This window comes from Streptomyces cinereoruber (assembly GCF_009299385.1).
Taxonomy (GTDB): domain Bacteria; phylum Actinomycetota; class Actinomycetes; order Streptomycetales; family Streptomycetaceae; genus Streptomyces; species Streptomyces bikiniensis.
In genome coordinates, this window is sequence record NZ_CP023693.1 from 3,159,168 (window position 1) to 3,185,166 (window position 25,999).

21 protein-coding genes and 1 tRNA gene are annotated in these 25,999 nt (G+C 73.1%); 13 read left to right on the forward strand and 9 right to left on the reverse strand.

The features are described 5' to 3' along the window. Nucleotides 1–32: 32 nt before the first annotated feature. Entirely contained in the window at nucleotides 33–872 is an 840-nt protein-coding gene (locus CP977_RS13980) for an SCO6745 family protein (RefSeq protein WP_062754912.1), read from the reverse strand. Nucleotides 873–993: 121 nt separating this feature from the next. On the opposite strand from CP977_RS13980, the gene CP977_RS13985 reads away from it, so the two are divergent. Together CP977_RS13985 and CP977_RS13990 are read left to right on the forward strand one after the other, a co-directional pair. Further along, a complete protein-coding gene (locus CP977_RS13985; RefSeq protein ID WP_062754910.1) occupies nucleotides 994–1,605 on the forward strand; it encodes a TetR/AcrR family transcriptional regulator in 612 nt (203 codons plus the stop codon). 11 nt (nucleotides 1,606–1,616) lie between these two features. Then, on the forward strand, nucleotides 1,617–2,864 hold the full coding sequence (locus CP977_RS13990) for an SGNH/GDSL hydrolase family protein (protein WP_062757051.1): 1,248 nt from the start codon (nucleotides 1,617–1,619) through the stop codon (nucleotides 2,862–2,864). Nucleotides 2,865–2,916: 52 nt separating this feature from the next. Here CP977_RS13990 and mfd read toward each other — a convergent pair whose 3' ends face one another. After that, on the reverse strand, nucleotides 2,917–6,450 hold the full coding sequence (gene mfd, locus CP977_RS13995; protein WP_062754908.1) for a transcription-repair coupling factor: 3,534 nt from the start codon (nucleotides 6,448–6,450) through the stop codon (nucleotides 2,917–2,919). 242 nt (nucleotides 6,451–6,692) lie between these two features. Here mfd and CP977_RS14000 point away from each other — a divergent pair, with 242 nt between their 5' ends. Together CP977_RS14000 and CP977_RS14005 are read left to right on the forward strand one after the other, a co-directional pair. Beyond that, nucleotides 6,693–6,971, forward strand: coding sequence for a type II toxin-antitoxin system Phd/YefM family antitoxin (locus CP977_RS14000; protein ID WP_062754906.1), 279 nt, complete (start codon nucleotides 6,693–6,695; stop codon nucleotides 6,969–6,971). After that, entirely contained in the window at nucleotides 6,968–7,342 is a 375-nt protein-coding gene (locus tag CP977_RS14005) for a type II toxin-antitoxin system VapC family toxin (RefSeq protein ID WP_062754904.1), read from the forward strand. The genes CP977_RS14000 and CP977_RS14005 overlap by 4 nt, the downstream gene beginning before the upstream one ends. A 68-nt stretch (nucleotides 7,343–7,410) precedes the next feature. Here the strand turns inward: CP977_RS14005 and CP977_RS14010 are convergent, their stop codons facing one another. Both CP977_RS14010 and CP977_RS14015 read right to left on the reverse strand, forming a co-directional pair. Next, the gene (locus CP977_RS14010) at nucleotides 7,411–9,996 is read right to left on the reverse strand and encodes an ABC transporter permease (protein WP_152370196.1); all 2,586 of its coding nucleotides are present in this window, start codon (nucleotides 9,994–9,996) and stop codon (nucleotides 7,411–7,413) included. After that, nucleotides 9,993–10,781, reverse strand: coding sequence for an ABC transporter ATP-binding protein (locus CP977_RS14015; RefSeq protein ID WP_152370197.1), 789 nt, complete (start codon nucleotides 10,779–10,781; stop codon nucleotides 9,993–9,995). The genes CP977_RS14010 and CP977_RS14015 overlap by 4 nt, the downstream gene beginning before the upstream one ends. Before the next feature lie 198 nt (nucleotides 10,782–10,979). On the opposite strand from CP977_RS14015, the gene CP977_RS14020 reads away from it, so the two are divergent. Next, nucleotides 10,980–12,584, forward strand: coding sequence for an MFS transporter (locus CP977_RS14020; protein ID WP_152370198.1), 1,605 nt, complete (start codon nucleotides 10,980–10,982; stop codon nucleotides 12,582–12,584). Between the two features lie 99 nt (nucleotides 12,585–12,683). On the opposite strand, the gene CP977_RS14030 is transcribed toward CP977_RS14020, so the two are convergent. The 4 genes from CP977_RS14030 to CP977_RS14045 form a co-directional block, all read right to left on the reverse strand. Continuing rightward, nucleotides 12,684–13,064: a VOC family protein gene (locus CP977_RS14030; RefSeq protein ID WP_152370199.1), complete on the reverse strand. Its 381-nt coding sequence runs from the start codon at nucleotides 13,062–13,064 to the stop codon at nucleotides 12,684–12,686. Between the two features lie 63 nt (nucleotides 13,065–13,127). Continuing rightward, a complete protein-coding gene (locus CP977_RS14035; RefSeq protein WP_152370200.1) occupies nucleotides 13,128–14,027 on the reverse strand; it encodes a coiled-coil domain-containing protein in 900 nt (299 codons plus the stop codon). Nucleotides 14,028–14,153: 126 nt separating this feature from the next. Further along, nucleotides 14,154–16,955 carry an SUKH-4 family immunity protein gene (locus CP977_RS14040; RefSeq protein ID WP_152370201.1) on the reverse strand — a complete coding sequence of 934 codons (2,802 nt, stop codon included), beginning with the start codon at nucleotides 16,953–16,955 and terminating at the stop codon, nucleotides 14,154–14,156. A gap of 7 nt (nucleotides 16,956–16,962) precedes the next feature. Further along, a complete protein-coding gene (locus tag CP977_RS14045; RefSeq protein WP_109187282.1) occupies nucleotides 16,963–17,961 on the reverse strand; it encodes an SMI1/KNR4 family protein in 999 nt (332 codons plus the stop codon). A 269-nt stretch (nucleotides 17,962–18,230) separates the two neighbouring features. Between CP977_RS14045 and CP977_RS14050 the strand changes: the two genes are divergently transcribed. Next, nucleotides 18,231–18,743, forward strand: coding sequence for a YwqJ-related putative deaminase (locus CP977_RS14050; protein WP_062754886.1), 513 nt, complete (start codon nucleotides 18,231–18,233; stop codon nucleotides 18,741–18,743). Nucleotides 18,744–18,754: 11 nt separating this feature from the next. Next, nucleotides 18,755–19,246, forward strand: coding sequence for an SUKH-3 domain-containing protein (locus CP977_RS14055; RefSeq protein ID WP_062754884.1), 492 nt, complete (start codon nucleotides 18,755–18,757; stop codon nucleotides 19,244–19,246). 91 nt (nucleotides 19,247–19,337) lie between these two features. On the opposite strand, the gene CP977_RS14060 is transcribed toward CP977_RS14055, so the two are convergent. Next, the gene (locus CP977_RS14060; RefSeq protein WP_062757049.1) at nucleotides 19,338–20,648 is read right to left on the reverse strand and encodes a sensor histidine kinase; all 1,311 of its coding nucleotides are present in this window, start codon (nucleotides 20,646–20,648) and stop codon (nucleotides 19,338–19,340) included. Nucleotides 20,649–20,777: 129 nt separating this feature from the next. Between CP977_RS14060 and CP977_RS14065 the strand changes: the two genes are divergently transcribed. From CP977_RS14065 to pth, 6 genes are all read left to right on the forward strand, one after another. Next, nucleotides 20,778–21,635, forward strand: coding sequence for a hypothetical protein (locus tag CP977_RS14065; protein ID WP_152370202.1), 858 nt, complete (start codon nucleotides 20,778–20,780; stop codon nucleotides 21,633–21,635). A 29-nt stretch (nucleotides 21,636–21,664) separates the two neighbouring features. Beyond that, nucleotides 21,665–21,735, forward strand: a tRNA-Gln gene (locus CP977_RS14070). A 108-nt stretch (nucleotides 21,736–21,843) separates the two neighbouring features. Further along, nucleotides 21,844–23,292 carry a bifunctional UDP-N-acetylglucosamine diphosphorylase/glucosamine-1-phosphate N-acetyltransferase GlmU gene (glmU, locus tag CP977_RS14075; protein ID WP_062754880.1) on the forward strand — a complete coding sequence of 483 codons (1,449 nt, stop codon included), beginning with the start codon at nucleotides 21,844–21,846 and terminating at the stop codon, nucleotides 23,290–23,292. A 119-nt stretch (nucleotides 23,293–23,411) separates the two neighbouring features. Then, nucleotides 23,412–24,386 (forward strand): ribose-phosphate diphosphokinase, encoded by a 975-nt coding sequence (locus CP977_RS14080; RefSeq protein WP_030216703.1) that lies wholly within the window; start codon nucleotides 23,412–23,414, stop codon nucleotides 24,384–24,386. A gap of 250 nt (nucleotides 24,387–24,636) precedes the next feature. Next, nucleotides 24,637–25,251, forward strand: a complete 615-nt coding sequence (locus CP977_RS14085; protein WP_062754878.1) for a 50S ribosomal protein L25/general stress protein Ctc — start codon at nucleotides 24,637–24,639, stop codon at nucleotides 25,249–25,251. A gap of 120 nt (nucleotides 25,252–25,371) precedes the next feature. Beyond that, a complete protein-coding gene (gene pth / locus CP977_RS14090) occupies nucleotides 25,372–25,968 on the forward strand; it encodes an aminoacyl-tRNA hydrolase (RefSeq protein WP_062754876.1) in 597 nt (198 codons plus the stop codon). Nucleotides 25,969–25,999 lie beyond the last annotated feature (31 nt).

The window sequence follows — 25,999 nt, forward strand, 5'->3', positions numbered from 1 at the left end:
ACGGACGACGAGAACCGCTTCGTACCGTTGTGTCACATCTTGCCGATGCCGAGGGTGTTCTCGGCGGGCAGCAGGCCGGAGCCGATCGCGGCGAGCCAGGGGCCGCCGAGCAGGTCGGCGAGCCGGTCGGTGTCCTCGGGGCCGAGGGCGGCCCAGGGGGCGGCGGCCAGTTCGTCCGTGCGCCGCTCGACCTCGGCCCGCAGGGCCCGTCCGGCGTCGGTGGCCGTGCCGTCCGCGTCCACGAGCCCCCGGGCGGTGAGCCGTTCCCGGGCGGCGGACCACTCGGCGGCGGACCAGCCCCGGCTCGCGAAGACGGCCTCGGGCGCGGCGCCGACCGCCGCGAAGGAGACGAGCGACTCGACCGGGTCGAGCCCGGCGGCCAGGAGGGCGGCGAGGTGCCCGTCGCCCCGGTGCTCGCGCAGGATCGTGGCGGCCTGCCAGAGGACGAGGTGCGGGGCGTCGGGCCAGGGCAGTGCGGCGTTGGCGGCGGCGAGCGGGCGGCCGGCGGTCCCGGCCGCCTCCGCCGCGCGGCGGGCGAGCGCGGCGGCCTCGGCGAGGCCGGGGTCCGCGACCGCGTCCTCGCCGAGGACGGCCCGGTGGGTGCGGTCGACGGCCCGGAGCCGGGCGGCGAGCACGTCGGCGGGGTCGGCGGCCGGCCGGGCGGCGGGGACGTACCGGGTGACCGTCGCCGGGCTGAAGCTGTAGAAGGCGGAGGCCACGCGGACCGGCCCGGCGGCGCCGAGGGGCGCGGCCCGCCAGGCGAAGTAGGAGGGCCAGCGCTCGCCGGTGTCGTACCCGAGGGCGGCGGCCTCCTCGAAGGCCTCGGGGGCGTAGTAGAGCAGGGCGTGCAGGGGTTCGAGCAGGTGCCACATCTGGCGTGCGCGTCCGGGTTCCACGGCCTTCTCCCTCACGGTCGCTCTGCGTCTTGTCACTGACAAGATTGTGCCCCGCCCGTGAACTTGTCAATGACTAGATGGGGGCTAGGCTGGTCCCATGACGACCCGGAGCACCTACCACCACGGCGACCTGCGGCAGGCCGTCCTCGCCGCCGCCCTCGACGTCATCGCCGCCGAGGGCCCCGGGGCGCTGAGCCTGCGGGACCTCGCCCGCCGCGCGGGCGTCTCGCACGCCGCGCCCGCCCACCACTTCAAGGACCGCACCGGCCTCCTGACCGCCGTCGCCGCCGAGGGCTACGACCTCCTCGCCGGGGCCCTGGCCGGCACGCCCGAACTGCGCGAGCGGGGCGTGCGGTACGTGCGGTTCGCGGTGGAGCACCCCGCCCACTTCCAGGTCATGTTCCGGCCGGAGCTGCTGCGCGCCGACGACCCTGCCCTGCTCGCCGCCAAGGAGCGCGCCTCCGCCGAACTCCGCGCGGGCGTCGCCGGCCTGGCCGACGTCCCCGACGCGCGCGAGGCCGGCATCGCGGCCTGGTCGCTCGCCCACGGCTTCGCGACGCTGCTGCTCACCCGGAACGTGACGGACGCGCTGGGCGGCCGGGACCCGGAGGAGTACTTCCGTTCCCTCGCCGGCCTGCTCTTCGCGGAGCGACACTCCCGGGAGCGGCCGGAGAGGGAAGAGGAGGGGCACGGGCGCGTGGACGGGTGATCATCGACGGCATGGGAACCCCGCACCCCCTCCGCCGCACCGCCGTGGCCCTGCTCATCGCGGTCGCCCTCGCCTCGACCCCGTCCGCCGTCGCCACCGGACGGCAGGACTCCGTCTGGCGCGGCGCCTGGGCCGCCTCCCCGCAGGCGCCCTCCGCGCCCGGCTGGTCGCCGCGGGGCTTCGAGGACCACACGGTCCGCCAGGTCGTCCGGGTGACCGCGGGCGGCGACCGGACCCGGATCGAGCTGACGAACCGTTACGGCTCCACCCCGCTGCGGATCGCCGGCGCGACCGTCGCGCGGGCGGCCCGCGGCGGCGCGGTCGAGCCCGGCTCCGTGCGGCACCTGCGCTTCGGCGGCCGGGAGTCCGCGACGGTCCCGGTCGGCGGCACCCTCCTCAGCGACGCCGCGCGGTTCCCCGTCGAGGCCTTCGACGCGCTGGCCGTCACCCTCCACCTGGCGGAGGCCACCGGGCCCGCCACCTTCCACCGCGTCGCCTCGGCCACCGCGTACCGCGCCGCCGGCGACCACCGCGCCGACGCGTCCGGGGAGGCCTTCCGGGAGACGGGCGGCTCCTGGTACCTCCTCTCGGGCGTCGAGGTGTCCGGCGGCCGGGAGGCCGGGCGCCGCGACGGCGTCGTCGCCTTCGGGGACTCCCTCACCGACGGCGTCGGCTCCACGCCCGACGCGGACGGCCGCTACCCGGACGAGCTGGCCGAACGCCTCGCCGCCGCCGGCCGGCCCCGCGCCGTCCTCAACCACGGCATCAGCGGCAACCGGGTCCTGAGCGACGGCCCCCGGGCCGGCGAGAAGGCCCTCGACCGCTTCCGGAAGGACGTCCTCACCGAGCGCGGCGTCCGGACCGTCGTCCTCCTCGAAGGCATCAACGACATCGGGTTCCGCCCGCCCGGCTCCCCCGCCGGGGCCGCCCCCGGGGTCTCCGCCGAGCAGCTGGCCGAAGGGCACCTCGCCCTGATCCGCGAGGCCCGCGCCCGGGGCCTGCGGGTCGTCGGCGCGACCCTCACCCCCGTCAAGGGCTCCGGCTACGACTCCCCGGCCAACGAGGCCGTGCGGGACGCCTTCAACCACTGGGTCCGCACCTCGGGCGCGTACGACGCGGTGATCGACTTCGACCGCGCGCTGGCGGACCCGGCCGACCCGGACCGCTTCCTCCCGGCGTACGACTCGGGCGACGGGCTCCACCCGAACGACGCGGGCTACCGGGCGATGGCGGAGGCGGTGGACCCGGACCTGCTCTGAGCCCTGCTCGGGTAGTGGTCGGTTCTATAGAACCGGCCACTACCCGTCTACGTCACGACCCCAGGATCGTCGTCAGGAACTCCCCCGTCCACGCGAGCAGTTCGCGGCCCACCACCGGCTTGCCGCCGATCTTGCCCGTCGTCGGGCGCGGGACGAGGATCTGGTGGACGGCCGGCTTGATGACCGTGCGCGGGTACAGGCGCTTGAGGCGCAGTTCCTGGGACTCGCGCAGCTCGACCGGGGCGAAGCGGATGTTCGGGCCCTGGAGGACGATCTCGCCGACCCCGCAGGCGCGGGCCAGCATCCGCAGCCCCGCCACCAGGAGCAGGTTCTCCACCGGCTCGGGCAGCTTGCCGTAGCGGTCGGTCAGCTCCTCGCGTACGGCGCTGATGTCCTCCTCCGAGTTGGCGGAGGCGATCGCCCGGTAGGCCTGGAGGCGCAGCCGCTCGCCCGGCGCGTAGTCGTGCGGCACGTGCGCGTCGACCGGCAGCTCGATCTTGACCTCCAGCGGCGGCTCCTCCTCCGCGCCGCCTTCGAGCGAGGCCCGGTAGTCCGCGACCGCCTCGCCGACCATCCGTACGTACAGGTCGAAGCCGACGCCCGCGATGTGGCCGGACTGCTCGCCGCCCAGCAGGTTGCCCGCGCCCCGGATCTCCAGGTCCTTCATGGCCACGTACATGCCCGCGCCCATCTCGGTGTGCTGGGCGATCGTCGCGAGACGTTCGTGCGCGGTCTCCGTCAGCGGCTTCTCCGGCGGGTACAGGAAGTACGCGTACCCCCGCTCGCGACCCCGGCCGACCCGGCCGCGCAGCTGGTGGAGCTGCGACAACCCGAAGTTGTCGCCGCGCTCCACGATGAGGGTGTTGGCGTTGGAGATGTCGATGCCGGACTCCACGATCGTCGTGGACACCAGCACGTCGAACTTCTTCTCCCAGAAGTCGACCACGACCTGCTCCAGGGCCTGCTCCGACATCTGGCCGTGGGCGGTCGCGATCCGGGCCTCTGGCACGATCTCGCGCAGCCGCGCCGCCGCCCGGTCGATGGAGTCGACCCGGTTGTGGATGTAGAAGACCTGGCCCTCGCGCAGGAGTTCGCGCCGGATCGCGGCGCCGATCTGCTTCTCCTCGTACGGGCCGACGAAGGTGAGGACCGGGTGCCGCTCCTCCGGCGGGGTGGTGATCGTGGACATCTCGCGGATGCCGGTGACCGCCATTTCGAGCGTACGGGGGATGGGGGTGGCGGACATGGTGAGGACGTCGACGTTGGCCCGGAGCTTCTTCAGCTGCTCCTTGTGCTCGACGCCGAAGCGCTGCTCCTCGTCCACGATGACCAGGCCGAGGTCCTTGAACTTCGTCTCGGAGGAGAAGAGGCGGTGGGTGCCGATGACGATGTCCACCGAGCCGTCCCGCAGCCCCTCCAGGGTCGCCTTGGACTCGGTGTCCGACTGGAAGCGGGACAGGGCCCGCACCTTCACCGGGAACTGCGAGTACCGCTCGGAGAAGGTCCCGAAGTGCTGCTGCACGAGCAGGGTCGTCGGCACGAGGACCGCGACCTGCTTGCCGTCCTGGACCGCCTTGAAGGCCGCCCGGACCGCGATCTCCGTCTTGCCGTAGCCGACGTCGCCGCAGATCAGGCGGTCCATGGGGACGGTCTTCTCCATGTCCTCCTTCACCTCGGCGATGGTGGACAGCTGGTCGGGCGTCTCCGCGTACGGGAAGGCGTCCTCCAGCTCGCGCTGCCAGGGGGTGTCGGGGGCGAAGGCGTGGCCGGGGGCCGCCATCCGCGCCGAGTACAGCTTGATCAGGTCGGCCGCGATCTCCTTGACGGCCTTCTTGGCGCGCGCCTTGGTCTTCGTCCAGTCCGCGCCGCCGAGCCGGTGCAGGGTCGGCGCCTCGCCGCCCACGTACTTGGTGACCTGCTCCAGCTGGTCGGTCGGGATGTAGAGCCGGTCGCCGGGCTGGCCGCGCTTCGCGGGCGCGTACTCCACGAGCAGGTACTCGCGGGTGGCGCCCTGCACGGTCCGCTGGACCATCTCGACGTACCGGCCGACGCCGTGCTGCTCGTGCACGATGTAGTCGCCGGCCTCCAGGGTCAGCGGGTCGATCGTCTTGCGCCGCTTGGCGGGCATCCGCTGCCCGTCCTTGCCGGCCGCCTTCTGCCCGGACAGGTCGGTCTCGGTGAGCACGGCCAGCTTCAGGCCCGGGTCCACGAAGCCGTGGTCGATGGAGCCGCAGGCCACGTGGACGACCGAGGGCGCGATGTCGGTGAGGTCGGGGTCGAGGCGGGCGGCGATGCCCTCGCCGCCCAGGACCTCGACCGTACGGGAGGCGGGGCCGTGGGCCTCCGTCACGTAGACCGTGCGCCAGCCCTCGGCCAGCCAGCCCTTGGTGTCGGCGAGCGCGCGGGCGGTGTCGCCCCGGTACGACTCGGGGGCGTGCATGCCGAGGGCGAGGACGTCGCCGTCGGTGTCGGCCTCGTCGGCCGCGAACGGCGACACCGACCACCAGGGCATGCCCAGCTCGCGGGCCCGTTCGCGGACGTCCGCGATGCCCCGCAGGGAGGCGGCGCCGACGTCGATCGGGGCCTCGCCGCCGCCGGCGGTCGCCGCCCAGGAGGCCTGGAGGAACTCCTGGCTGGTGGCGACCAGGTCGGCCGCCCGGGTCCGTACCCGCTCGGGGTCGCAGACCACGGCCATGGAGCCTGCGGGCAGCACGTCGAGCAGCAGCTCCATGTCGTCCACGAGGACGGGCGCCAGGGACTCCATGCCCTCGACCGCGATCCCCTCCGCGATCTTGTTCAGGAGCTCGCCCAGCTCCGGGTGCTCCACGGCGAGGGCCGCCGCCCGCTCCCGTACGGAGTCGGTGAGCAGCAGTTCGCGGCAGGGCGGCGCCCACAGGCCGTGCTCGGCGACCTCCAGGGACCGCTGGTCGGCCACCTTGAAGTAACGGATCTCCTCGACGTCGTCGCCCCAGAACTCGATCCGGAGCGGGTGCTCCTCGGTGGGCGGGAAGACGTCCAGGATGCCGCCGCGCACGGCGAACTCGCCGCGCTTCTCGACCAGCTCCACCCGGGAGTACGCGGCGGCCGCCAGGCCCTCCACGACCTCGTTCAGATCGGCCGTCTGCCCCGACCGCAGCGCCACCGGTTCCAGGTCTCCCAGGCCCTTGACCTGCGGCTGGAGGACCGAGCGGACGGGCGCGACGACCACGCTGACCGGGCCGGCCGCCGGGTCGTCGTCCCTCGGGTGCGCGAGGCGGCGCAGCACGGCGAGGCGGCGGCCGACGGTGTCGGAGCGGGGTGAGAGGCGCTCGTGCGGCAGGGTCTCCCAGGAGGGGTACTCGGCGACGGTGTCGGGGTCGAGGAGCGAGCGCAGCGCGGCGGCCAGGTCCTCGGCCTCCCGGCCGGTCGCGGTGACCGCGAGCACCGGGCGGCCCGAGTCCCGGGCGAGCGCGGCCACGGCGAAGGGGCGCGCGGCGGCCGGCCCGACCAGGTCCACGTGGGGCCGGTTGCCGTCGGCGGCGGCCTTCACCGCCTCGGCGAGGGCGGCGTCCTTGACGACGGCGTCGAGCAGACCGTGCAGGCTCATGGGGCTTTCCATCCCGGAACTGGAGGTGCGGACAACGCGAACGGCCCGACACGTCGCACGGGCCGGGTGGTCCCGGACGCGTTCGGCCCGGGCGTCCCCAGCCTACGACGTGCCACTGTCACTCGCCCGAAGGAACCCGGCCACTCGGGAGGGTGAAGCGGCTGGTTCGGGGGCTTCTGACAGGACTAGGATTAGTCCGGTACTTAGTCCACTCTTGCTCCGCCTAGCTGTGAGAGGCCGCGATGGAAGCAGCCCGGCAGTCCCCCCGGCAGTACAACGTCCACGAGGCGAAGACCCACTTCTCCAAGATCCTGGAGGCGGTCGCGACCGGCCAGGAGGTGATCATCAGCAAGTCCGGGGAGCCGGTCGCGAAGGTGATCCCGCTCCGGGGGAAGGTCCGGCGCACCGCCCGGGGCTCCCTCACCGCGCCCGTCGTCCTCCACGACGACTTCGACGACCTCTCCGACGACCCCGGCTTCGCCGAGGCCTTCGGGCTCGACGCGGAAGGCCCCGCGGAGTGAAGCTGCTGGTCGACACGCACGTCGTCCTCTGGTGGCTGCTGGACTCCCCGCAGCTCTCCGACGACGTCAAGAACCTCCTCGACACGGAGGAGCACGCGTACGTCAGCGCCGTCACGCCGTGGGAGCTCTCCGTCAAACAGTCCCTCGGCAAGCTCGACGGACCGGCCGAGCTGCCGGAACTGGCACGCGACTGCCAGCTCAGGCCGCTCCCGGTCACCGCCGAGCACGGCATCCGCGCCGGCCGCCTCCCCGCCCACCACCGCGACCCCTTCGACCGGATACTGATCGCCCAGGCGCAGACCGAGGGGCTCACCCTCGTCACCCGGGACAAGCACATCCCCCGGTACGACGTGCCCGTGCTCACCGTCTGAGCCACCCGGACAGCCGTACGGCCCCGGTGCTGCGCGCACCGGGGCCGTACCCGTCCCCCGTACGACCGCTACTCGCTCGCGATCGCGTTCAGGACGTTCATCCGCCCCGCCCGGAACGCCGGGACGAGGGCCGCGAAGAGGCCCACGAAGGCCGAGGCGACGAAGACGGTGAGGATCGTCGGCCAGGGGATGTCCAGGACCCCGAGGCCCTCCAGGGCCAGGAGCTTCTGGGCGGCGGTGCCCCAGCCCATGCCCAGGCCGAGGCCGAGGAGCGCGCCGAAGAGGGCGATGACCACGGACTCCAGACGGATCATGCGGCGCAGCTGGCGGCGGGAGAGGCCGATGGCCCGCATGAGGCCGATCTCGCGGGTCCGCTCGACGACGGACAGGGCCAGGGTGTTCACGACGCCGAGGACCGCGACGACGATCGCCAGGGCGAGGAGCCCGTACACGATGTTGAGCAGCTGCCCGACCTGGTCCTGGAGGTCCTTCTTGTAGTCGGCCTGGTTGCTGACCTTGTACTGCGGGTAGGGCGCGAGCGCGTCCTTGAGGGCCTGGTAGGCCTGGTCCTCCTGGCCGTCCTTCGCGCTGGCGAGGAGGAGCAGGCTGTGCGGCACCCGGTCGGCGGGCAGGTAGCGGGCGGCGGTGGTGATGTCGGTGTACATCGCGCCGTTGTCGACGTTCCCCTGGTCGGCGGTGATCGCCGCGACCTTCAGCTTCGCCGTCTTCCCGCCCTTGAAGGCGACGGTCAGGACGTCGCCGACCTTCACGCCGTGCTCGGTGGCGTAGTCGCTGCCGACGGACATGGCGTCCGGCCCGTAGGCGTCGGCGAGCCGCCCGGCGGTGGTCTCCCGGCGCAGGTCCCGCATGTACGTCGCGTCGGTGGCGGCCAGGCCCTCCTCGGCCTTCTTGCCGCGCGGGTCGGTGATGGTGGCGTCGAGCCACTTGTACTCGGTGACGTACTCGGTGACGTGGTCGATGCTGGGGGCCTTCTCCAGGGCGGCCTGCGCCTGCGGGACGATCGGCTGCCCGGTGCCGGACTGCACGATGAAGTCGGCGCCGACGGAGCGGTCCAGCTCCTCGGTGGCGGAGGCCACCATGGAGGAGCCGACCACCGACAGGCAGGCGACGAGCGCCAGGCCGATCATGAGGGCGGCGCCGGTGGCGCCGGTGCGGCGCGGGTTGCGCAGGGCGTTGCGCTCGGCCATCCGGCCGACGGGCCCGAAGACCCGCAGGACGACGACGCCGAGGGCGCGGACGACCACGCCGGCGAGCAGCGGGCCGACGACGACGAAGCCGAGCAGGGAGAGGACGACGCCGAGGCCGAGCCAGGCGGAGCCGGGGGCGGCCTCCTCGGCGCGGGTGGCGGCCACGAGGGCGGCGGCTCCGGCGGCGGTGAGGGCGAGGCCGATGCCGCCCCGGACCCGGCCGGCCCTGCCGTCGGCGGGGGTGCCGGCGTCGCGGAGGGCGGCCATCGGGGAGATCTTCCCGGCGCGGCGGGCCGGGACGTAGGCGGCGAGGACGGTGACGACGACGCCGAGGACGACGCCGACGACGGGGGTCGTCCACTTCACGGTGAGGTCGCCGGTGGAGAGCTCCATGCCCACGGCGGACATCAGCTTCATCAGGCCGACGGCGAGGCCGACGCCCGCCGCGACGCCGGCGGCCGAGCCGACCAGGCCGAGGAGCAGCGCCTCGATGAGGACGGAGCGGTTGACCTGCCTGCGGCTCGATCCGATGGCCCGCATGAGGCCGATCTCGCGGGTGCGCTGGGCGACCAGCATGGAGAAGGTGTTGACGATGAGGAAGATGCCGACGAGGAGGGCGATCCCGGCGAAGCCGAGCATGGCGTACTTCATGACGTCGAGGAAGCCGGCCAGCTCCTCGCGGCCCGCGTCGGCGGCCTCGGCGGCGGTCTGGAGCTTGTAGCCGTCGCCGAGGGCGGCGGCGACGTTCGCCTTGAGGGCCTCGTCGCTCACGCCGGGTGCGGCGTCGGCCGTGATCTGGGTGAACAGGCCTTCCTTGCCGAGCAGTTCGCGCTGGGCGGTGGCGGTCTCGAAGTAGACGAGGGTGGCGCCGGGATTGGTGACCTTGAACTCGGCGATGCCGGAGATCTTCGCGGTGAAGTCGCCGGTGACGGAGATGGTCCGCAGCTCGTCGCCGAGCTTCAGGCCGTGCTTCTCGGCGGTGGCGGCGTCCACGACGACGTCGGTGGGGCCGCGCGGCTCGTGGCCGGAGGCGATCTCCACCGAACGCAGCTCGTTCGGGGTCCAGTTGACGGCGATCGTCGGGGCGCCGCCGGTCGGGCCGACGTTCTTGTTCTTCGCGTCCACGACGGTGACGCTCAGGGAGGTGACCGCGCCCTGCACGTTCCGGGCGCCCTCCGCCTTCGCGACCTTGTCCAGGAGCGCGGCGGGGAAGGCCTCGGGCCGCCCGGTCTGCGGGACGTCGCTCTCGCCCGCCGCGCCCTCGGGGCTGACGGTGACGGAGGAGGCGGTGGTGGCGAAGAGCTTCTCGAACGTCGTGTTCATCGTGTCCGTGAAGACCAGGGTCCCCGAGACGAACGCGACGGAGAGCAGGACGGCGACGGCGGAGAGCGCCATCCGCCCCTTGTGCGCGAGGAAGTTGCGCAGGGAGGTCTTGAGGACGCTCATGACGTCCGCCCGCGCGCGTCGAAGTCCTTCATGCGGTCGAGGACGGCCTCGGCGGTGGGTCGCTCCATCTCGTCCACGATCCGCCCGTCCGCGAGGTAGAGGACGCGGTCGGCGTAGGAGGCGGCGACCGGGTCGTGGGTGACCATGACGATGGTCTGGCCCAGCTCGTCCACCGAGGTGCGCAGGAAGCCGAGGACCTCGGCGCCGGCCCGCGAGTCGAGGTTTCCGGTCGGCTCGTCCCCGAAGATGATCTCGGGCCGGGCGGCGAGCGCGCGGGCCACGGCCACGCGCTGCTGCTGGCCGCCGGACAGCTCGTTCGGCCGGTGCCCCAGCCGCTCGGACAGCCCGACGGTGTCCACCACCCGGCGCAGCCAGTCGGCGTCCGGCTTGCGGCCCGCGATGTCCATCGGGAGCGTGATGTTCTCGATGGCGCTCAGGGTCGGCAGCAGGTTGAACGCCTGGAAGATGAAGCCGATCCGGTCCCGGCGCAGCTGGGTCAGCTTCTTGTCCTTGAGGCCGGTGATCTCGGTGTCGTCCAGGAAGATCTGCCCGCTGGTGACGGTGTCGAGCCCGGCGAGGCAGTGCATCAGGGTGGACTTGCCGGAGCCCGAGGGCCCCATGATCGCGGTGAACCGGCCGCGGGCGATGTCCACGTCGACGGCGTCGAGGGCGACGACCCGGGTCTCCCCGGAGCCGTACGCCTTCACGACCTGCCGCGCCCGCGCGGCGACGGCCGTAGCCCCTCCGGTTCCCCCGGGCCTGGGGGTGGTCACAGCCGAAGTCACGGTCTTCTCCTCGGATCGGAACGATGGTGGGTTTGTAGGTTCAAGTTAAGGACGCGGAACGGGACTTCTCGTCCTCCGCCGGTACGAACGACCCCTGGCCCCTATGGGGGAGAAACCCCTAGGGGCTTCTCCACCCGTGGTGCGAGTGGCACGCTGTCACCCGAGAATTTAGGTGTACGAAGAAAGGAAGTGCGTACGGTGACCGAGCCGTCGACGACACGGACCGGAACCGGCCCGGCCCCCACCCCCGCACCGGCCCGCCGGAGACCCGTCGTCGCCGCGCTCATGCTGGGTATGGGGCTCGCCGCGATCGACGGCACGATCGTGTCCACGGCCGTCCCGCAGATCGTCGGGGACCTCGGCGGGCTCTCCGTCTTCTCCTGGCTGTTCTCCGGGTACCTGCTCGCCGTCACCGTCACCCTCCCCGTGTACGGCAAGCTCAGCGACACCTTCGGCCGCAAGCCGGTCCTGGTCGCCGGGGTCGTCCTCTTCCTCGTCGGCTCCCTGCTGTGCGCCGCCGCCTGGGACATGGCGTCCCTCATCGCCTTCCGGGTCGTCCAGGGCCTCGGCGGCGGCGCGCTCCAGGGCACGGTCCAGACGATCGCCGCCGACCTGTACCCGCTGAAGGAGCGCCCGAAGATCCAGGCCAGGCTCTCCTCAGTCTGGGCCGCCTCCGCCGTCGCGGGCCCGGCGGCCGGCGGCCTCCTCGCGGGCTACGCCGACTGGCGCTGGATCTTCCTGATCAACCTGCCGGTCGGCCTGGTGGCGCTGTGGCTGATCTGCCGGTACCTGGTGGAGCCGTGGCGGGCGGAGGCGGAGGTACGCGCGGGGGTACGTACGCGGGCACGCGCGGGCGCACGGGCGGAGGCCCGGAGAACGGAGCCACGCGCGCGCGTACGGATCGACTGGGCGGGCGCGCTCTGCGTCTTCGCGACCGGCGCCCTGCTCCTCACCGCCCTCGTGCAGGGCGGCGTGGCCTGGCCCTGGCTCTCGGCGCCCTCCCTGGGGCTCCTCGGCGGGGCGGCCGTCCTCGGCGCCGTGACCGTCCTCGTGGAGCGGCGCGCCGCCGAGCCGATCATCCCCGGCTGGGTCTGGCGCCGGCGTACGATCGCCGCCGTCAACCTGGCGCTCGGGGCCCTCGGCCTGCTCATGGTCGCCCCGACCGTCTTCCTCCCCACGTACGCGCAGTCCGTCCTGGGGCTCGGCCCGATCGCGGCCGGATTCGTCCTGTCGGTGATGACCCTGAGCTGGCCCCTGAGCGCGGCGCTCTCGAACCGGGTCTACACCCGCATCGGCTTCCGGCTCACCGCGATCCTCGGCATGTCCGGCGCGCTGGTCGTGCTGCTCGCCTTCCCGCTGCTGCCGTTCCCGGGAGAGCCCTGGCAGCCGGCGCTCCTGATGCTGCTGCTCGGCGCGGCCCTGGGCCTCTTCCAACTGCCGCTGATGGTCGGCGTCCAGTCGACCGTCCCGTACGAGGAGCGGGGCACGACCACCGCGTCCGTCCTCTTCTGCCGCCAGGTCGGCCAGAGCGTCGGCGCGGCCGTCTTCGGCGCCGTCGCGAACGGCGTCCTGGCGGCCCGCCTCGGCGGCGACGGCGACCTGGACACCCTGGCCCGCTCCCTGGACTCCCCCGAGTCCCTGCCACCCGCGACGACCGACGCCCTGCGCCGCGCGGTGGACGCGGCGGTGGACTACGTCTACCTGGGCGCGGCGGGGGCGGCGGCCCTGGCCCTCCTGGCCCTGCTCACCCTCGCGCCCCGCCGCTTCCCGGTGCTGGGGGAGGGGACGGGGCGGGAGGACTGACCACTCGTGGACGGGCTCGCCGACCGCTGGGGCTGGTGCCCGAGACTCCTGAGGCCGGGGAAGACGGTGTGGGCGGAGTGCGTCCTCGCCTGAGGACCCTCAGGCGGTACGCGGGACCGTCAGGCAGAAGGGGTGCCCGGCCGGGTCCAGGACGACCCGCCACAGGTCCGGGCGGGGCTGGTCGGCGGGAACGGTCGCGCCCAGGGCGACCAGGCGGGCCGCGGCCTCGTCCAGGTCGTCGACGTCGAAGTCCAGGTGCAGTTGTTGCGGGACGTCCCGCCCCGGCCAGGACGGGGGCCGGTAGCCCTCGACGCGCTGGAACCCGAGGAAGAGACCGGCCCCGGCCGGCCCCCGGGCGAGGCCCGCGAACTCGGCGTCCGACCGCTCGTGGACGGGCAGACCGGTGGCCCGGTGGTAGAAGTCGGCCAGGGCCAGGGGGTCGGCGCAGTCGAGCGTGACGGCCGTCAGCTTCATGATCATGGGTGGGAAGCTAGACGGGCGGTCCGGCGCCGCGCGACCCGATTCCCCGCCCTCCGGGAACCGTCACCGGTCGTCCTCCCCCTCCGGGCCGTCCTCCGGCGCCTCCTCCGGACCCCGGCCCGTCAGGGCCGACAGGGAGCTGCGGATGTGCTCCATGTGGGAGTGGATCTCGTCGCGGGCCTCCTCGTGCTCCCGCAGGACCCGTTCCGTCGCGCGTTCGGTCCGCTCGGCCTTCAGGCGGGCCTCGGTCAGGAGTTCCGCCGCCTTCGCGTCCGCGTCCTCCTGGCCGTGCCGGGCCTGCTCCTCGGTCTCCGACAGGGACCGGCGGGCCTCCGCCAGGCGTTCGTCCGCGTGGCCCAGCAGCTCCTCGTGACGGGCGTCGAGCTCGGCGACCCGCGCCCGCTCCTCGCGCTCGGTCTCCTCCCGTACCGCCTTCTGCCCGGCGGCCTGCTCCGCAAGGAGGTCCGCCGCGCGCCGTTCGGTCTCCTCGAAGGCCTCCCGGGCCGCCGACCGCAGCTCCTCCGCCTCGCGCTCCGCCTCCGCCGTCAGCTCCCCGGCCCGCTTCCGGGCCGCCTCCAGGGTCGCGCGGGCCTCCGCCTCCGCCGCCTCGCGGACGCCCTCCGCGTACGCCCGCGCCGACTCCGCCGCCTCCCGGGCCGCCGCGTCGGCCGCCTCCGCGAGGGCCTGCGCGTCCGCCTCGGCGGCCCGTACGAGCGCCTCGTCCTCCGCCTCGGCGAACTCCAGGATCTTCCGCGCCCGCTCGCCCAGCGACTCGTACCGCTGCGGCGGCAGCCCCTCGACGAGCGCACGGAGCCCCGCGAGCTCCGTCTCCCGCTCCGCCACCAGGGCGGTCAGCAGCACCGCCCGCTCCCGGGCGTCGTCGCGCTCGGCGGAGAGCGCGGCGAGGAAGCGGTCGACCTGCTCGGGGCGGTAGCTCCGTCCCCGCCCGACAGCGAAACCCATCCCTGACGTCCCTTCCCTCTGGCCGGAACTTCCAGGATGCGCCATCAGAACGGACAAAAGACGCCCAACGTGTACACACGCCGAGCGCCTTTCGTCACATCCCGTCCGGCCGTCGGCCGGGCACGGTCAGAGCAGGCCGTCCCACATCTGCTCCAGGAGCACCGACCACCAGTTCTCCGGCGACGCCAGCGCCGCCGGGTCCAGCATCGCCAACTGCGCCTGGAAGTCCACCGTCCAGCGGCCCGCCTGCTCCGGGTTCAGCCCGAACCGCAGCCGCCACATCCGGCCCAGCAGCGCCATCGAGCGCGTGAACTCCGGCAGCCCCGTGTTCACGAACTGCGGCGGCACCGACTGCCCGCCCGGACCGGCCTCCACCGGCACCGCCACGATGTGCGCGGTCCCGTACTGGACGCAGATCGCCCGCCCGAAGTCCGACCCGAGCACCAGGTACGAACTCGCGTCCGGCGCGGCCGCGACCTGCCGCTGCGCCGCCAGCTCCGCGAGCGTCGGCACCACCGGCACCGCCGGCTGCGCCCAGAAGAACGGACCGAAGTCCGCCGGAAGCCCCGCCCACACCAGCGTGCGCGCCACCAGCTCCGGCACGCCCTGCCGCGACACCGCCCGCTGGTCGAAGCGCAGGATCCCCGGACCGAACGCCCCGGCCAGCTCCTGCGCGATCGCCTCCGGCGGGACCGGCGGCGCCGGCTGCACCGGCGGCAGCGGCGCCCGCACCGGCGCGGGTCGCGCCGGTCCATCCGCGACCTGGTGCAACTCGCCCTGGTGGGTGAGCAGTTGCCGCATGCCCTGCTGGCGGCCCGCGTGATCACGACCGTACGGGGCGATGCTCGTGATCCGCGCCTGCGGCCACGTCTCCCGGATCATCCGCGCGCAGTAACCGCCCGGCAGCTCGCAGGACGCCAGCTCCGTGTGCAGTTCGAGCACCTGCTGCGGCGGCACGTTCATCGCGCGCAGCTCGTGCAGGATCTGCCACTCCGGATGCGGGGTGCCCGGCGCCGAACGCCGGATGATCTGCGCCTCGGAACCGTCCGGCGCCCGGTACCGCAGCACCGCCTGGTAACCGGGACCGACCGTCGGCTGACCCGTCGGCTGCTGCGGATACCCGTACGCGGGCGGCGGTACGGGACCGGGCACGGGCGGCGGCGTGTGCCCGCCGTGCACCGGCGGCGCCGGGGCGGGCGGGGGCGGCGGACCGGCCGGACCACCGGGACCCGGATGCGCCAGCATCGTCGCCGCGTGCGCGACACCGCCCGGAGGCGTACCGGGCACGCCCGGCGGCGGGGGCGGCGGCGGAGGCGCGCCCGGACCGGCCGGACCGGGCTGCGCCAGCATCGTCGCCGCGTGGTGCACCGGCTGCGGCGGCGTCACCGGACCCGGCGGGGCGGGCGGCGGACCGGGAGGACCGGGCGGACCCGGCTGCGCGGGCGGCGCCGGCGGCTGGGGCCCGTCGGGCCCGAGCTGCGACACCAGCTGCGTCGGGATGTACGCGTTGCCGCCCGACGACGCGCCCGGCACGCCCGGGACGCCCGGCGGGGGCGGCGGACCGGCCGGACCACGACCGCTCTTCGGCGGCGGCGTGGCCTTGCTCGTCGCGGCGTCCGCGATGTCCCCGGCACCCGAGGGCCCGGACGGCGGAGGCGGCGGGGTCGCCGGAGCGGCCGGAGTGGCGCCCGGCGGGGGCGGCGCGGCCGGGTCGAGCCGGGGCGCCACGGCGGTCGGCGGCAGCGCGCTGCCGCCCTTCATCAGCGCGGTCGGCGCGTCGGCGCCCACCACCGGCGGCGGGGCGTCCTCGTCGTCCGTCCCCGTCAACGGCGGCGCGAAGACGGTCGCGGGCAGCGGCACCGCCCCGTCCGCGCCACCGGAACTCGCGTTCGCGTCCACCCACGGCCCGGCCACGGGCGCGGGGGCGGGCGGGGCCGCCGGAACCACGGGCGGCGGGGGCGCGAACGGCGGCACGGGCGCGGAGGCGGGGACGCCGTCCATCGCGGTCGGTACGTAGGCGTCGTCGCCGTCGGGGGCGGCAGCGGGGGTCGCCCCGGGCGCCGGCCCGGAGGCGGTCCCCTGGGCGGGGGTCCCCTGGGCCGGGGTCCCGGCCTCCGGGCCGGAGGCCGGGGCCGGGTCCGCCACCGGGGCGTCCGACGCCCCGGACTCCTCCGACACCGGCGAAGAATCCGCCGAGGACGAGGACGAGAGTGAGGACGAGAACGGGGACGAGGCCCCGTCCGACGAGACGGCCGACGACTCGGAGGAAGCGGAAGAGACCGGGGAATCGGAGGCCCCCGAAGCCACCGAAGCTCCCGAACCCCCCGAAGACGAAGCCGAAGCCGAGGACGGCGAAGAGGCCGTGGAAACCGAGGACGCGGAAGACGCCGAGGACTCGGAGGACTCGGAGGACTCGGAAGACGCCACGGACGCCACCGACGCCGACGACGGCACCGGCCCCGCAGCCCCCACCCCCTCCACCACGTCCGACACGTCGTCCACCGGACCCGCCGCACTCGCGCTCTCCTGCGACGCGTGCGACTCCTCCCTCGGCAGCCCGATCTTGTCCGCCGCGTCCTGCAACCACTCCGGCGGCGTCAGCAGGAACGACGTCTGGTTCAGATCGATCCGCGCCGCCGGCACCGCCGCCTGGGCCGGCACCTCCTCCACGGACCCGTACTCCTCCTCGTACCGCCGGATCACCTCGCCCACCGGCAGCCCCGGCCACAGCGTCGCCTCACCGCTGTCCCGCGCGATCACGAGCCGCTGGCGCCCGCCGTCCGACGTCGGACCGCCCTCGCGGTCCTCCGCCCACACCACGAACCCCAGCCCGAACTCCCGCACCCGCACCTCACGGTGCTGATAGCCCGGCAGATCGCCGTTGATCCACTCCTCGGCGCGCTCCTGCGCCTGCGCGAACGTCACCACAGCCAGCTCACTCCCCCACCGGGACCACGGGCACGGCGCGCGCGAAGCCGCCGTCCACCATCAGGTTCGCCACCGTCTCCAGCTCCGGCGGATTGCCCGCCAGCCGCTGGAGGAACGCGTCGAAGTCCGCGCCGCACGGCAGCAGCAACCGCTCCACCCGCTCGTTCACCGACCAGCCCGCCGCGACCTCACCGGCGTCCCGCGCGTCGTCGTACGCGCAGAACCACACCGAACCGACCGCACTCCCCCGCACCTTCAGGGCGATCAGACCGCCCTGCACGAACGCGACGCCCAGATAGTCCTTCGTCAGATGGTCACGGAGGCACTTGTTCACGTACACGAGGTCGTTGATCCCGGCCTCCTCCCGCACCGTGAAGAACGGCTGGTCCACCAGCAGCCCCAGCTCCGCGTCGAGCGCCGCCCCCACCGGAGCACACCCGCCCGCCGCCTTCAGGAACGTGCGGTACGCCCCCGGAAGCCGGTAGCCCAGGTCCTCCTCGACGCCCTGGAGCTGCTGCTCCGACACCGACACCCGGCCCTTCGGCAGCCCGAAGTGCGCCGGCCGCGTCTCCTGCAACGGACGCGTCCCCCGCTTCGCCTGGTCCACGGCCGCCGTCGCCACCCCGCCGTGGTGCCGCAGCAACGCCTTCACCTCGACCGGCACCAGCTCCATCCGACGACTGTGCGCCACGTGGTGCCAGGTCCAGCCGTGCGGCGTCGCCACCGCCGGAATCGTGTCCCACAGCTCGTGACCGGTCGCGGCCATCGCCGCGTTCGCCGACACGTAGTCCGTGAGCCGCAGCTCGTCGACGCCGAAGCCCTCCGGCGGATCCGCGATCTCCGCCGCCGCGCGCGCGTACGGCGAGAAATCCGGATAACCGCGCCCGTCCACCCGCACCCCACGAGGGTGCCGGGAAGCACGGACCGGATCCGGGAAGTGCACGACCTGCCCGGCGTAGGCCGCGTTCGGTGGCGCGGTGTCCTGCCCGAGCCGACCTGTCGTCATGGCGGTTGCCCCCTGCATGGCGTCGCTGACTGCTACCGACAGCCGGACCGCTGACTGCCGCCGACTGATGCCGCACAGCCTATGCGCTGCCACAAGAGGCCGAACCGGCCCGATCCGACGGTGACCAAACGTCACGACCCCATGACAGGCACACCATGATTCCGACACACCGAAAGCCCGTTTCGGCGCCCCAGCTTCCCCATATGGCTCCCCATTTGGCAGGCTGTCCACGCAACTCGGGGGGATTGCAGGAGGGGAAGACCAGCACCATGCACGCAGCAACGACGCCCACACAGGGTGACCCACGCCTCAACTGGAGCAGCAGCGCCGAGGCCGGCCGCGCCCCCTTACTGCGTCACCGCCGCGACGGAATCCTCCCCGCCGTCGGCGCCGCCCTCTCCGTCCGCGGCGAAACCCTCACCGGCACCGCGGGCCGCGGCGACCGCCCGCCCACCCTCCACCCGCTCGTCCAGGACTTCCTGGACACCCTCACCAGCGGCCAGCGGGAACGGTTCACCGGGCGATGTCCCGAGGCGATCCTGCTCTCCCGGCACCTCGCCGCCACCGAGGGCGGGCGCTCCAAGCGCGCCCAGCGCAAGCCGCTCACCCACGGCGAGGCCCGCCGCTCCCTCAAGCACGCCAAACTCACCGCCCGGCACATCCGCGAGGACGGCGACCCGCTGCACGGCAGCTACGCGCCGCCCTGCCGCTCCTGCACGGCGATGCTCGCCCACTTCGGCGTCCGCGCCGTCGATCCCACCACGCCTGTCGAGAACGGCTGACCGCACCCCTCATGCCCGACCACCTCAGCACCACCCGCTTCCCGGTCAACGTCGACGCCGCCCTCCGCGAGGCCGGCTGGCAGCCCGGCCGCTGGGACATCAAGCTCGCCGAGGAGTGGGCCGACGCCCTGCGCGCCCACGTCTCCCCCGCCGGCCACCGGCACAGCGTCTTCCCCGCCGTCGTCGAGGCCTGGGCGGAGTTCGGCGGCCTGCGGATCACCGCGCCCGGGCACGGCCGGCAGATAGCCCCCGCCGCCGTACGCTTCGACCCGCTCGCCGGCCTCCACCTCTCCCGCACCCTCGCGGACCTCGGCCGCGCCCTGGACACCGAACTCGCCCCGCTCGGCGAGGAGGGCGACCACCGGGCGATCCTGGCGATGGACGCGGAGGGCCGCGTCTACAGCCTCGACCACGCGGGCGACTGGTACCTCGGCAAGGACATCGACGCGGCCCTCTCGACCCTGATCACGGGGGCACAGCCGACCCGGCTGACGGCGGGGTAGGACGTACGGGGACGAATGCGGGGGCGCGTACGGGAACTGGCACGGGAGCGCACAGGGGAACTGGTACCGGGACGAAAAGGGCCCCGCCGGGCTACGCCGCCCCCGGCTCCCCCACCGGCAGCACCGCCGACACCTTGAAGCCGCCCGCGTCCGTCGGACCCGACACGAACGCGCCGCCCAGTCGGGACACCCGCTCCCGCATCCCGACCAGCCCGTTCCCCCCGCTCGGCAGACCGACACCGGCACCCCCCTCCTCCGAGGGGCACGGACCGTTCTCCACCTGCATCGCGACCTCCGTCCCGCGATGCGCCAGACGCACCACGACCTCGGCGCCCGCCGCGTGCTTGTGGACGTTGGTCAGGGCCTCCTGCACCACCCGGTACGCCGTACGCTCCACCTCCGGCGGGTACGCGCGCACCTCCCCCATCACCATCAGCTCCACGACCGCCCCCGCGAGCCGCGACTGCTCGCACAGCGCCTCCAGGGCGTCCAGGCACGGCCCGTCGTCGGCGGCGGCCTCGGCGGCAGCGGCGGCGGCCCGCCCGACGGCCGCCAGCGGCACCGGCGCCGGGGCGGGGGGCACGGCCCCCTCCCGCAGCACGCCCAGCATCTCCCGCAGCTCGGTCAGCGCCTGCCGGCCCATGTCGCCGACGAGGGCCGCGTTCTTCACCGCCTTCTGCGGGTCCTTCAGGGCCACCGCCTGGAGCGCGGCGGCGTGCACGACCATCAGCGACACCCGGTGCGCGACCACGTCGTGCATCTCGCGGGCGATCCGGGTCCGCTCCTCCTGCCGCGCCCACTGGGCCTGTTGCTCGGCCCGGTCCGCGAGCAGGGACAGCTCCTGCTCCAGACTGTCGGCCCGCTCCCGCAGGCTCTCCATGAGCCGGCGGCGGGCCCCTATGTAGAGGCCGAGGAGGAGCGGCGGGGCGTTGAGCCCGAGGGTCAGGAGGAGCGCCATGCCGGGCACGTACCACGCGCTCGTCTCCAGCTCGGCGCGGGCGATGTCCTGCCGCAGCGAGACCACCGTCACGACGAACACGGCCGTCGTGGACATCCCGGCCAGCACGACGGTGATCCGGCGGGGCACGTCGGAGGCGGCGAGCGTGTAGAGACCGACGATCCCCATCAGGAAGCCCATCTCGGCGGGCGCGACGGCGATCGACACGAGGACGACGGCGATGGGCCAGCGGCGGCGCACGACGAGGACCGAGCCGACGAGCAGCCCGAACACCACGCCCAGGGGCACGGGCAGCGCGGCCTTCTCCGCGAAGCCGATGCCTTCGAGCCCGCACTCCAGCGCGGACACGACCGCGAGCCCGACGTCGAAGACGGCGCTCCGCCGTCTCCCCCACCACCGATTCCCGACGCCCGCGGCGCCCCGTTCTGCCCCCGTTACGGTCATGCCCACCACCCTACGGGCGGCCCCGCCCCCGACACGCCCTCCGTCAACCTTGCGCACACCAGTCCTTCGAACTGCTGAATCGCCAGAGTTTTCGACGTGGACGTCCGGATTCCGGACGAGGGTGTTCGTATGACAACCGAGACGAGCCGGTACGCCGACTTCGAGACCCTTCAGGAACAGGCCGTCGCCCTCCGCCGCGAAGGCCTCAGCCTGCGGCAGATCCGCGACCGGCTGAAGGTCTACAACAACGACCTCCTCCACCGCCTGGTGAAGGGCGAACCCGCACCGGAGTGGACCAAGCGCCCGAACGCCAAGGACGACCTGCGCACCCGCGCCCGCGAGCTGCGCCTGGAGGGCTGGACGTACGACCGGATCCAGGTGGAGCTGGGCTGCTCGAAGAGCTCGATCTCCCTGTGGGTCCGGGATTTGCCGAAGCCGGAACCCCGCTACACCGAGGAGGAGCGCCGGGCCCGGATGAACGCGGGCCTCGCACGCCTGCGCGCGACGCAGGACGAGGAGCGGCAGGAGACCAAGCGACTGGCGCACGAGTCCGTCGGAGCCCTGACGGACCGGGAGCTGTTCATCGCCGGGGTGACGCTCTACTGGGCCGAGGGCGCCAAGGACAAGACATACAGACGGCGCGAGGTCCTCCAGTTCATCAACAGCGACCCGAACGTCATCACCCTCTACCTGCGATGGCTGGACCTCCTGGGCGTCACGCCCGGCCGGCTGCGCTTCCGGGTCGGCATCCACGAGAGCGCGGACGTCGCGGAGGCCGAGAGGTTCTGGGCGGAACTGGCCGGGGTCGACGCGTCGGCATTCCAGAGGGCCACCCTGAAGCGCCACAACCCCAAAACCGTCCGGAAGAACACCGCGGAGGCATATCGAGGGTGCCTCGTCGTCTACGTCACGGGAGGCTCGGAGCTTTACCGTCGCATGGAGGGGGCCTGGTACGGCATAGTGGAGGCCGCCAGGGCCCAGAGCTGACGACATGTCCGTTTTGGACCCATATGCCATCCCCTGTGGTGTAATGGCAGCACTAGGGTTTTTGGTACCCTATGTCCGGGTTCGAGTCCTGGCAGGGGAGCTATGCGTCGCGGGTCCTGACCTCCACGGTCAGGACCCGCACCCATGTCCGCCCCCGGACCCCCCGGTATCCTTCGTGCGTCCACCACCCAAAGCCGAAGGGCATTCCGTGAGCGCCAACCTCCCCGCAGCTGTCGTCGTCCTCGCAGCGGGTGAGGGCACCCGCATGAAGTCGAAGACCCCCAAGGTCCTGCACGAGATCGCCGGGCGTTCGCTCGTCGGGCACGTCGTGTCCGCCGCGCGGGAGCTGGAGCCCGAGCACCTCGTCGTGGTCGTCGGGCACGCCCGGGAGCAGGTGCGGGGGCACCTGGAGGAGCACTACGCCGGCACCCGCACCGCCGTCCAGGAGGAGCAGAACGGCACCGGGCACGCGGTGCGCATGGCCCTGGAGGAGCTGGGCGCGGCGCCCGAGGGGACCGTCGTGGTCGTCTGCGGCGACACCCCGCTGCTCTCCGGCGACACCCTGCGCGCCCTGGCGGACACCCACGCGGCCGACGGCAACGCCGTCACCGTGCTGAGCGCCGAGGTCCCCGACTCCACCGGTTACGGGCGGATCGTGCGGGACGCGGCGACGGGCGCGGTGACGGAGATCGTCGAGCACAAGGACGCCTCCGACGAGCAGCGGGCGATCAAGGAGATCAACTCCGGGGTCTTCGCGTTCGACGGGAAGCTGCTCGCCGAGGCCCTGGGCCAGGTGCGGACGGACAACAGCCAGGGCGAGGAGTACCTCACCGACGTGCTGTCGATCCTGCGCGAGGCGGGTCACCGGGTGGGCGCCTGTGTGGCCGCCGACCACCGCGAGATCCTCGGGATCAACAACCGGGTGCAGCTGGCGGAGGCCCGGGGCCTGCTGAACCGGCGGCTCCTGGAGCGCGCGATGCTCGCCGGCGTGACGGTCGTGGACCCGGCGTCGGTGTTCGTGGACGTGACGGTGACCTTCGAGCCGGACGCGGTGATCCTGCCCGGTACGCAGCTGCTCGGTGCCACGCACGTGGGCGAGGACGCCGTGGTCGGCCCGAACACGCGCCTCAAGGACACCACCGTGGGCGCGGGCGCCCGGGTGGACAACACGGTGGCGGATTCGGCCACCGTCGGCGCGGGCGCCTCCGTGGGCCCGTACGCGTACCTGCGTCCGGGGACGAGCCTGGGTGCGAAGGCGAAGGCGGGCACGTACGTCGAGATGAAGAACGCGACGATCGGCGAGGGCACGAAGGTGCCCCACCTGTCGTACGTGGGCGACGCGACGATCGGCGAGTACACGAACATCGGCGCGGCGAGCGTCTTCGTGAACTACGACGGCGAGGCGAAGCACCACACCACGATCGGGTCCCACTGCAAGACCGGCTCGGACAACATGTTTGTGGCTCCTGTCACGATCGGGGACGGCGCCTACACGGCCGCCGGGTCCGTGATCACGAAGGACGTGCCGGCCGGTGCCCTGGCCGTGGCGCGGGGCCAGCAGCGGAATATCGAGGGTTGGGTCGCCCGGAAGCGGCCCGGCAGCGCTGCCGCGCAGGCCGCTCAGGCCGGCTCGGAGGGGTCCGCGGTCGAAAGCTGACCGGAAACAGGTGCGTCGAACTCGGCGTACCGTGATACGTGCACACAAATTCGGCTGGTTCGCTCACGCGCACGGGAGCGCGGATCGCGGCCAGAGAACACGTCTGAGGAGACAGTGCTGTGACCGGGATCAAGACGACCGGCGAGAAGAAGCTGATGCTCTTCTCCGGCCGCGCCCACCCCGAGCTGGCCGAGGAGGTGGCGCACCAGCTGGGCGTCGGCCTCGTTCCCACCAAGGCGTTCGACTTCGCCAACGGTGAGATCTACGTCCGCTTCCAGGAGTCGGCCCGTGGTGCGGACTGCTTCCTGATCCAGAGCCACACGGCTCCGATCAACAAGTGGATCATGGAGCAGCTGATCATGATCGATGCTCTGAAGCGGGCTTCGGCCCGGAGCATCACCGTGATCATCCCGTCGTACGGCTATGCCCGTCAGGACAAGAAGCACCGTGGTCGCGAGCCGATCTCGGCGCGTCTGGTGGCGGACCTGCTGAAGACGGCGGGTGCGCACCGGATCCTGACCGTGGATCTGCACACGGACCAGATCCAGGGCTTCTTCGACGGTCCGGTGGACCACCTGTCGGCGCTGCCGGTGCTCGCGGACTACGTGGGTGCGAAGGTGGACCGTTCGAAGCTGACGATCGTCTCTCCGGACGCGGGTCGCGTGCGGGTCGCCGACCGTTGGTGCGACCGTCTGGACGCGCCGCTGGCGATCGTGCACAAGCGGCGTGACAAGGACGTCGCGAACCAGGTGACGGTGCACGAGGTCGTCGGTGACGTGAAGGGCCGTGTGTGCGTCCTGGTGGACGACATGGTCGACACCGGTGGCACGATCTGCGCCGCCGCCGACGCGCTGTTCGCGCACGGCGCGGAGGACGTGATCGTGACGGCGACGCACGGCATCCTGTCGGGTCCGGCGGCCGATCGTCTGAAGAACTCGAAGGTGAGCGAGTTCGTGTTCACGGACACGCTGCCGGTGCCGGGTGCCCTGGAGCTGGACAAGATCACGGTGCTTTCGATCGCGCCGACGATCGCGCGTGCGGTGCGCGAGGTGTTCGAGGACGGTTCGGTGACGAGCCTCTTCGAGGAGCACTGAGCCCCGGAGAAGTAGCAGGGAGGGCCGTTCCCCCGGTGGGGAGGCGGCCCTCTCCCGTGCTCCCGCCGGTCCGTGCTGATCCATTTGGGCGGTGCGGGGGCGGCGGGTAGACTGCCGGGGTTGCTCGGCGAGGGAGGCCGTACCCGTGGAGGGTCGCGGCGGTCCGTTATCGACGCGCTCTTCGTAGCAGGCCATCGCCAGTCGTGGCCGGGTGACCCCGCTTTCCGTCACCTTCTACGAGGAGTGCACCATGTCCGAGGTCAAGATCGCCGCCTCCGTCCGTTCGGAGTTCGGCAAGGGCGCCGCCCGCAAGATCCGCCGTGACAACAAGGTCCCCGTCGTGCTCTACGGCCACGGCACGGACCCGGTCCACCTGACCCTCCCGGGCCACGAGCTGCTGCTCGCCCTGCGTACGCCGAACGTCCTGCTCTCCCTCGACATCGAGGGCAAGGGCCAGGAGCTGGCGATCCCGAAGGCCGTGCAGCGCGACCCGCTGAAGGGCTTCCTGGAGCACGTCGACCTGATCCTCGTGAAGCGCGGCGAGAAGGTCACCGTCGAGGTTCCGGTCCAGGCCGAGGGCGAGCTGGCCGCCGGTGGCAACCTGCTGGAGCACGTGCTGAACACCCTCTCGGTCGAGGCCGAGGCCACCCACCTGCCCGAGTCCTTCTCGGTCTCCGTCGAGGGCCTGGAGGCCGGTGCCTCCGTCCTCGCCAAGGACATCGAGCTTCCGAAGGGCACCACGCTGGTGACCGACGCCGACGCCGTCGTCCTCCAGGTCCTGGCCGCGCAGGCCGAGGAGCCGGCCGCCGAGGGCGAGGCCACCGAGGCCGCCGAGGGCGAGACCGCCGAGGGTGCCGAGGCCTGAGCCTCGGGCTCTGCCTGATGTGACGGGGTGACGGGCCGTGCGGCCCGTCACCCCGTTTCCCTTGTACGGGTACGGATGCAACCGGCTCACGGGTTGCGGATACGAGGAGACCTGACGCACATGACGGACGACATCGACGCGCCCTGGCTGATCGTCGGCCTCGGCAATCCGGGGCCGGAGTACGCGGCCAACCGGCACAACATCGGGTTCATGGTGGTGGACCTGCTCGCGGAGCGGATGCGCGGCTCGTTCAAGCGGGCGCAGAAGGCGCAGGCGCAGGTCGTGGAGGGCCGGATGGGTCCGCCGGGGCCTTCGAGCCGCCGGGTGGTGCTGGCGAAGCCGATGTCGTACATGAACCTGTCGGGGGGTCCGGTGACGGCGCTGCGCGACTTCTACAAGGTGCCGACGGCGCACGTGGTGGCGGTCCACGACGAGCTGGACATCGACTACGGGGTGCTGCGGTTGAAGCTGGGCGGCGGGGACAACGGGCACAACGGTCTGAAGTCGATGACGAAGGCGATGGGGGCCGACTACCACCGGGTGCGGTGCGGGATCGGGCGTCCGCCGGGCCGGATGCAGGTCGCGGACTTCGTCCTGAAGGACTTCTCGTCGACGGAGCGCAAGGACCTGGACTGGTTCGTGGACCGGGCGGCGGACGCGGTGGAGTGCCTGGTGGCGGAGGGGTTGGAGCGGGCGCAGTCCGCGTACAACTCCTGAGGCCGGCCCCGCGCCCGTACGGCTGTACGAT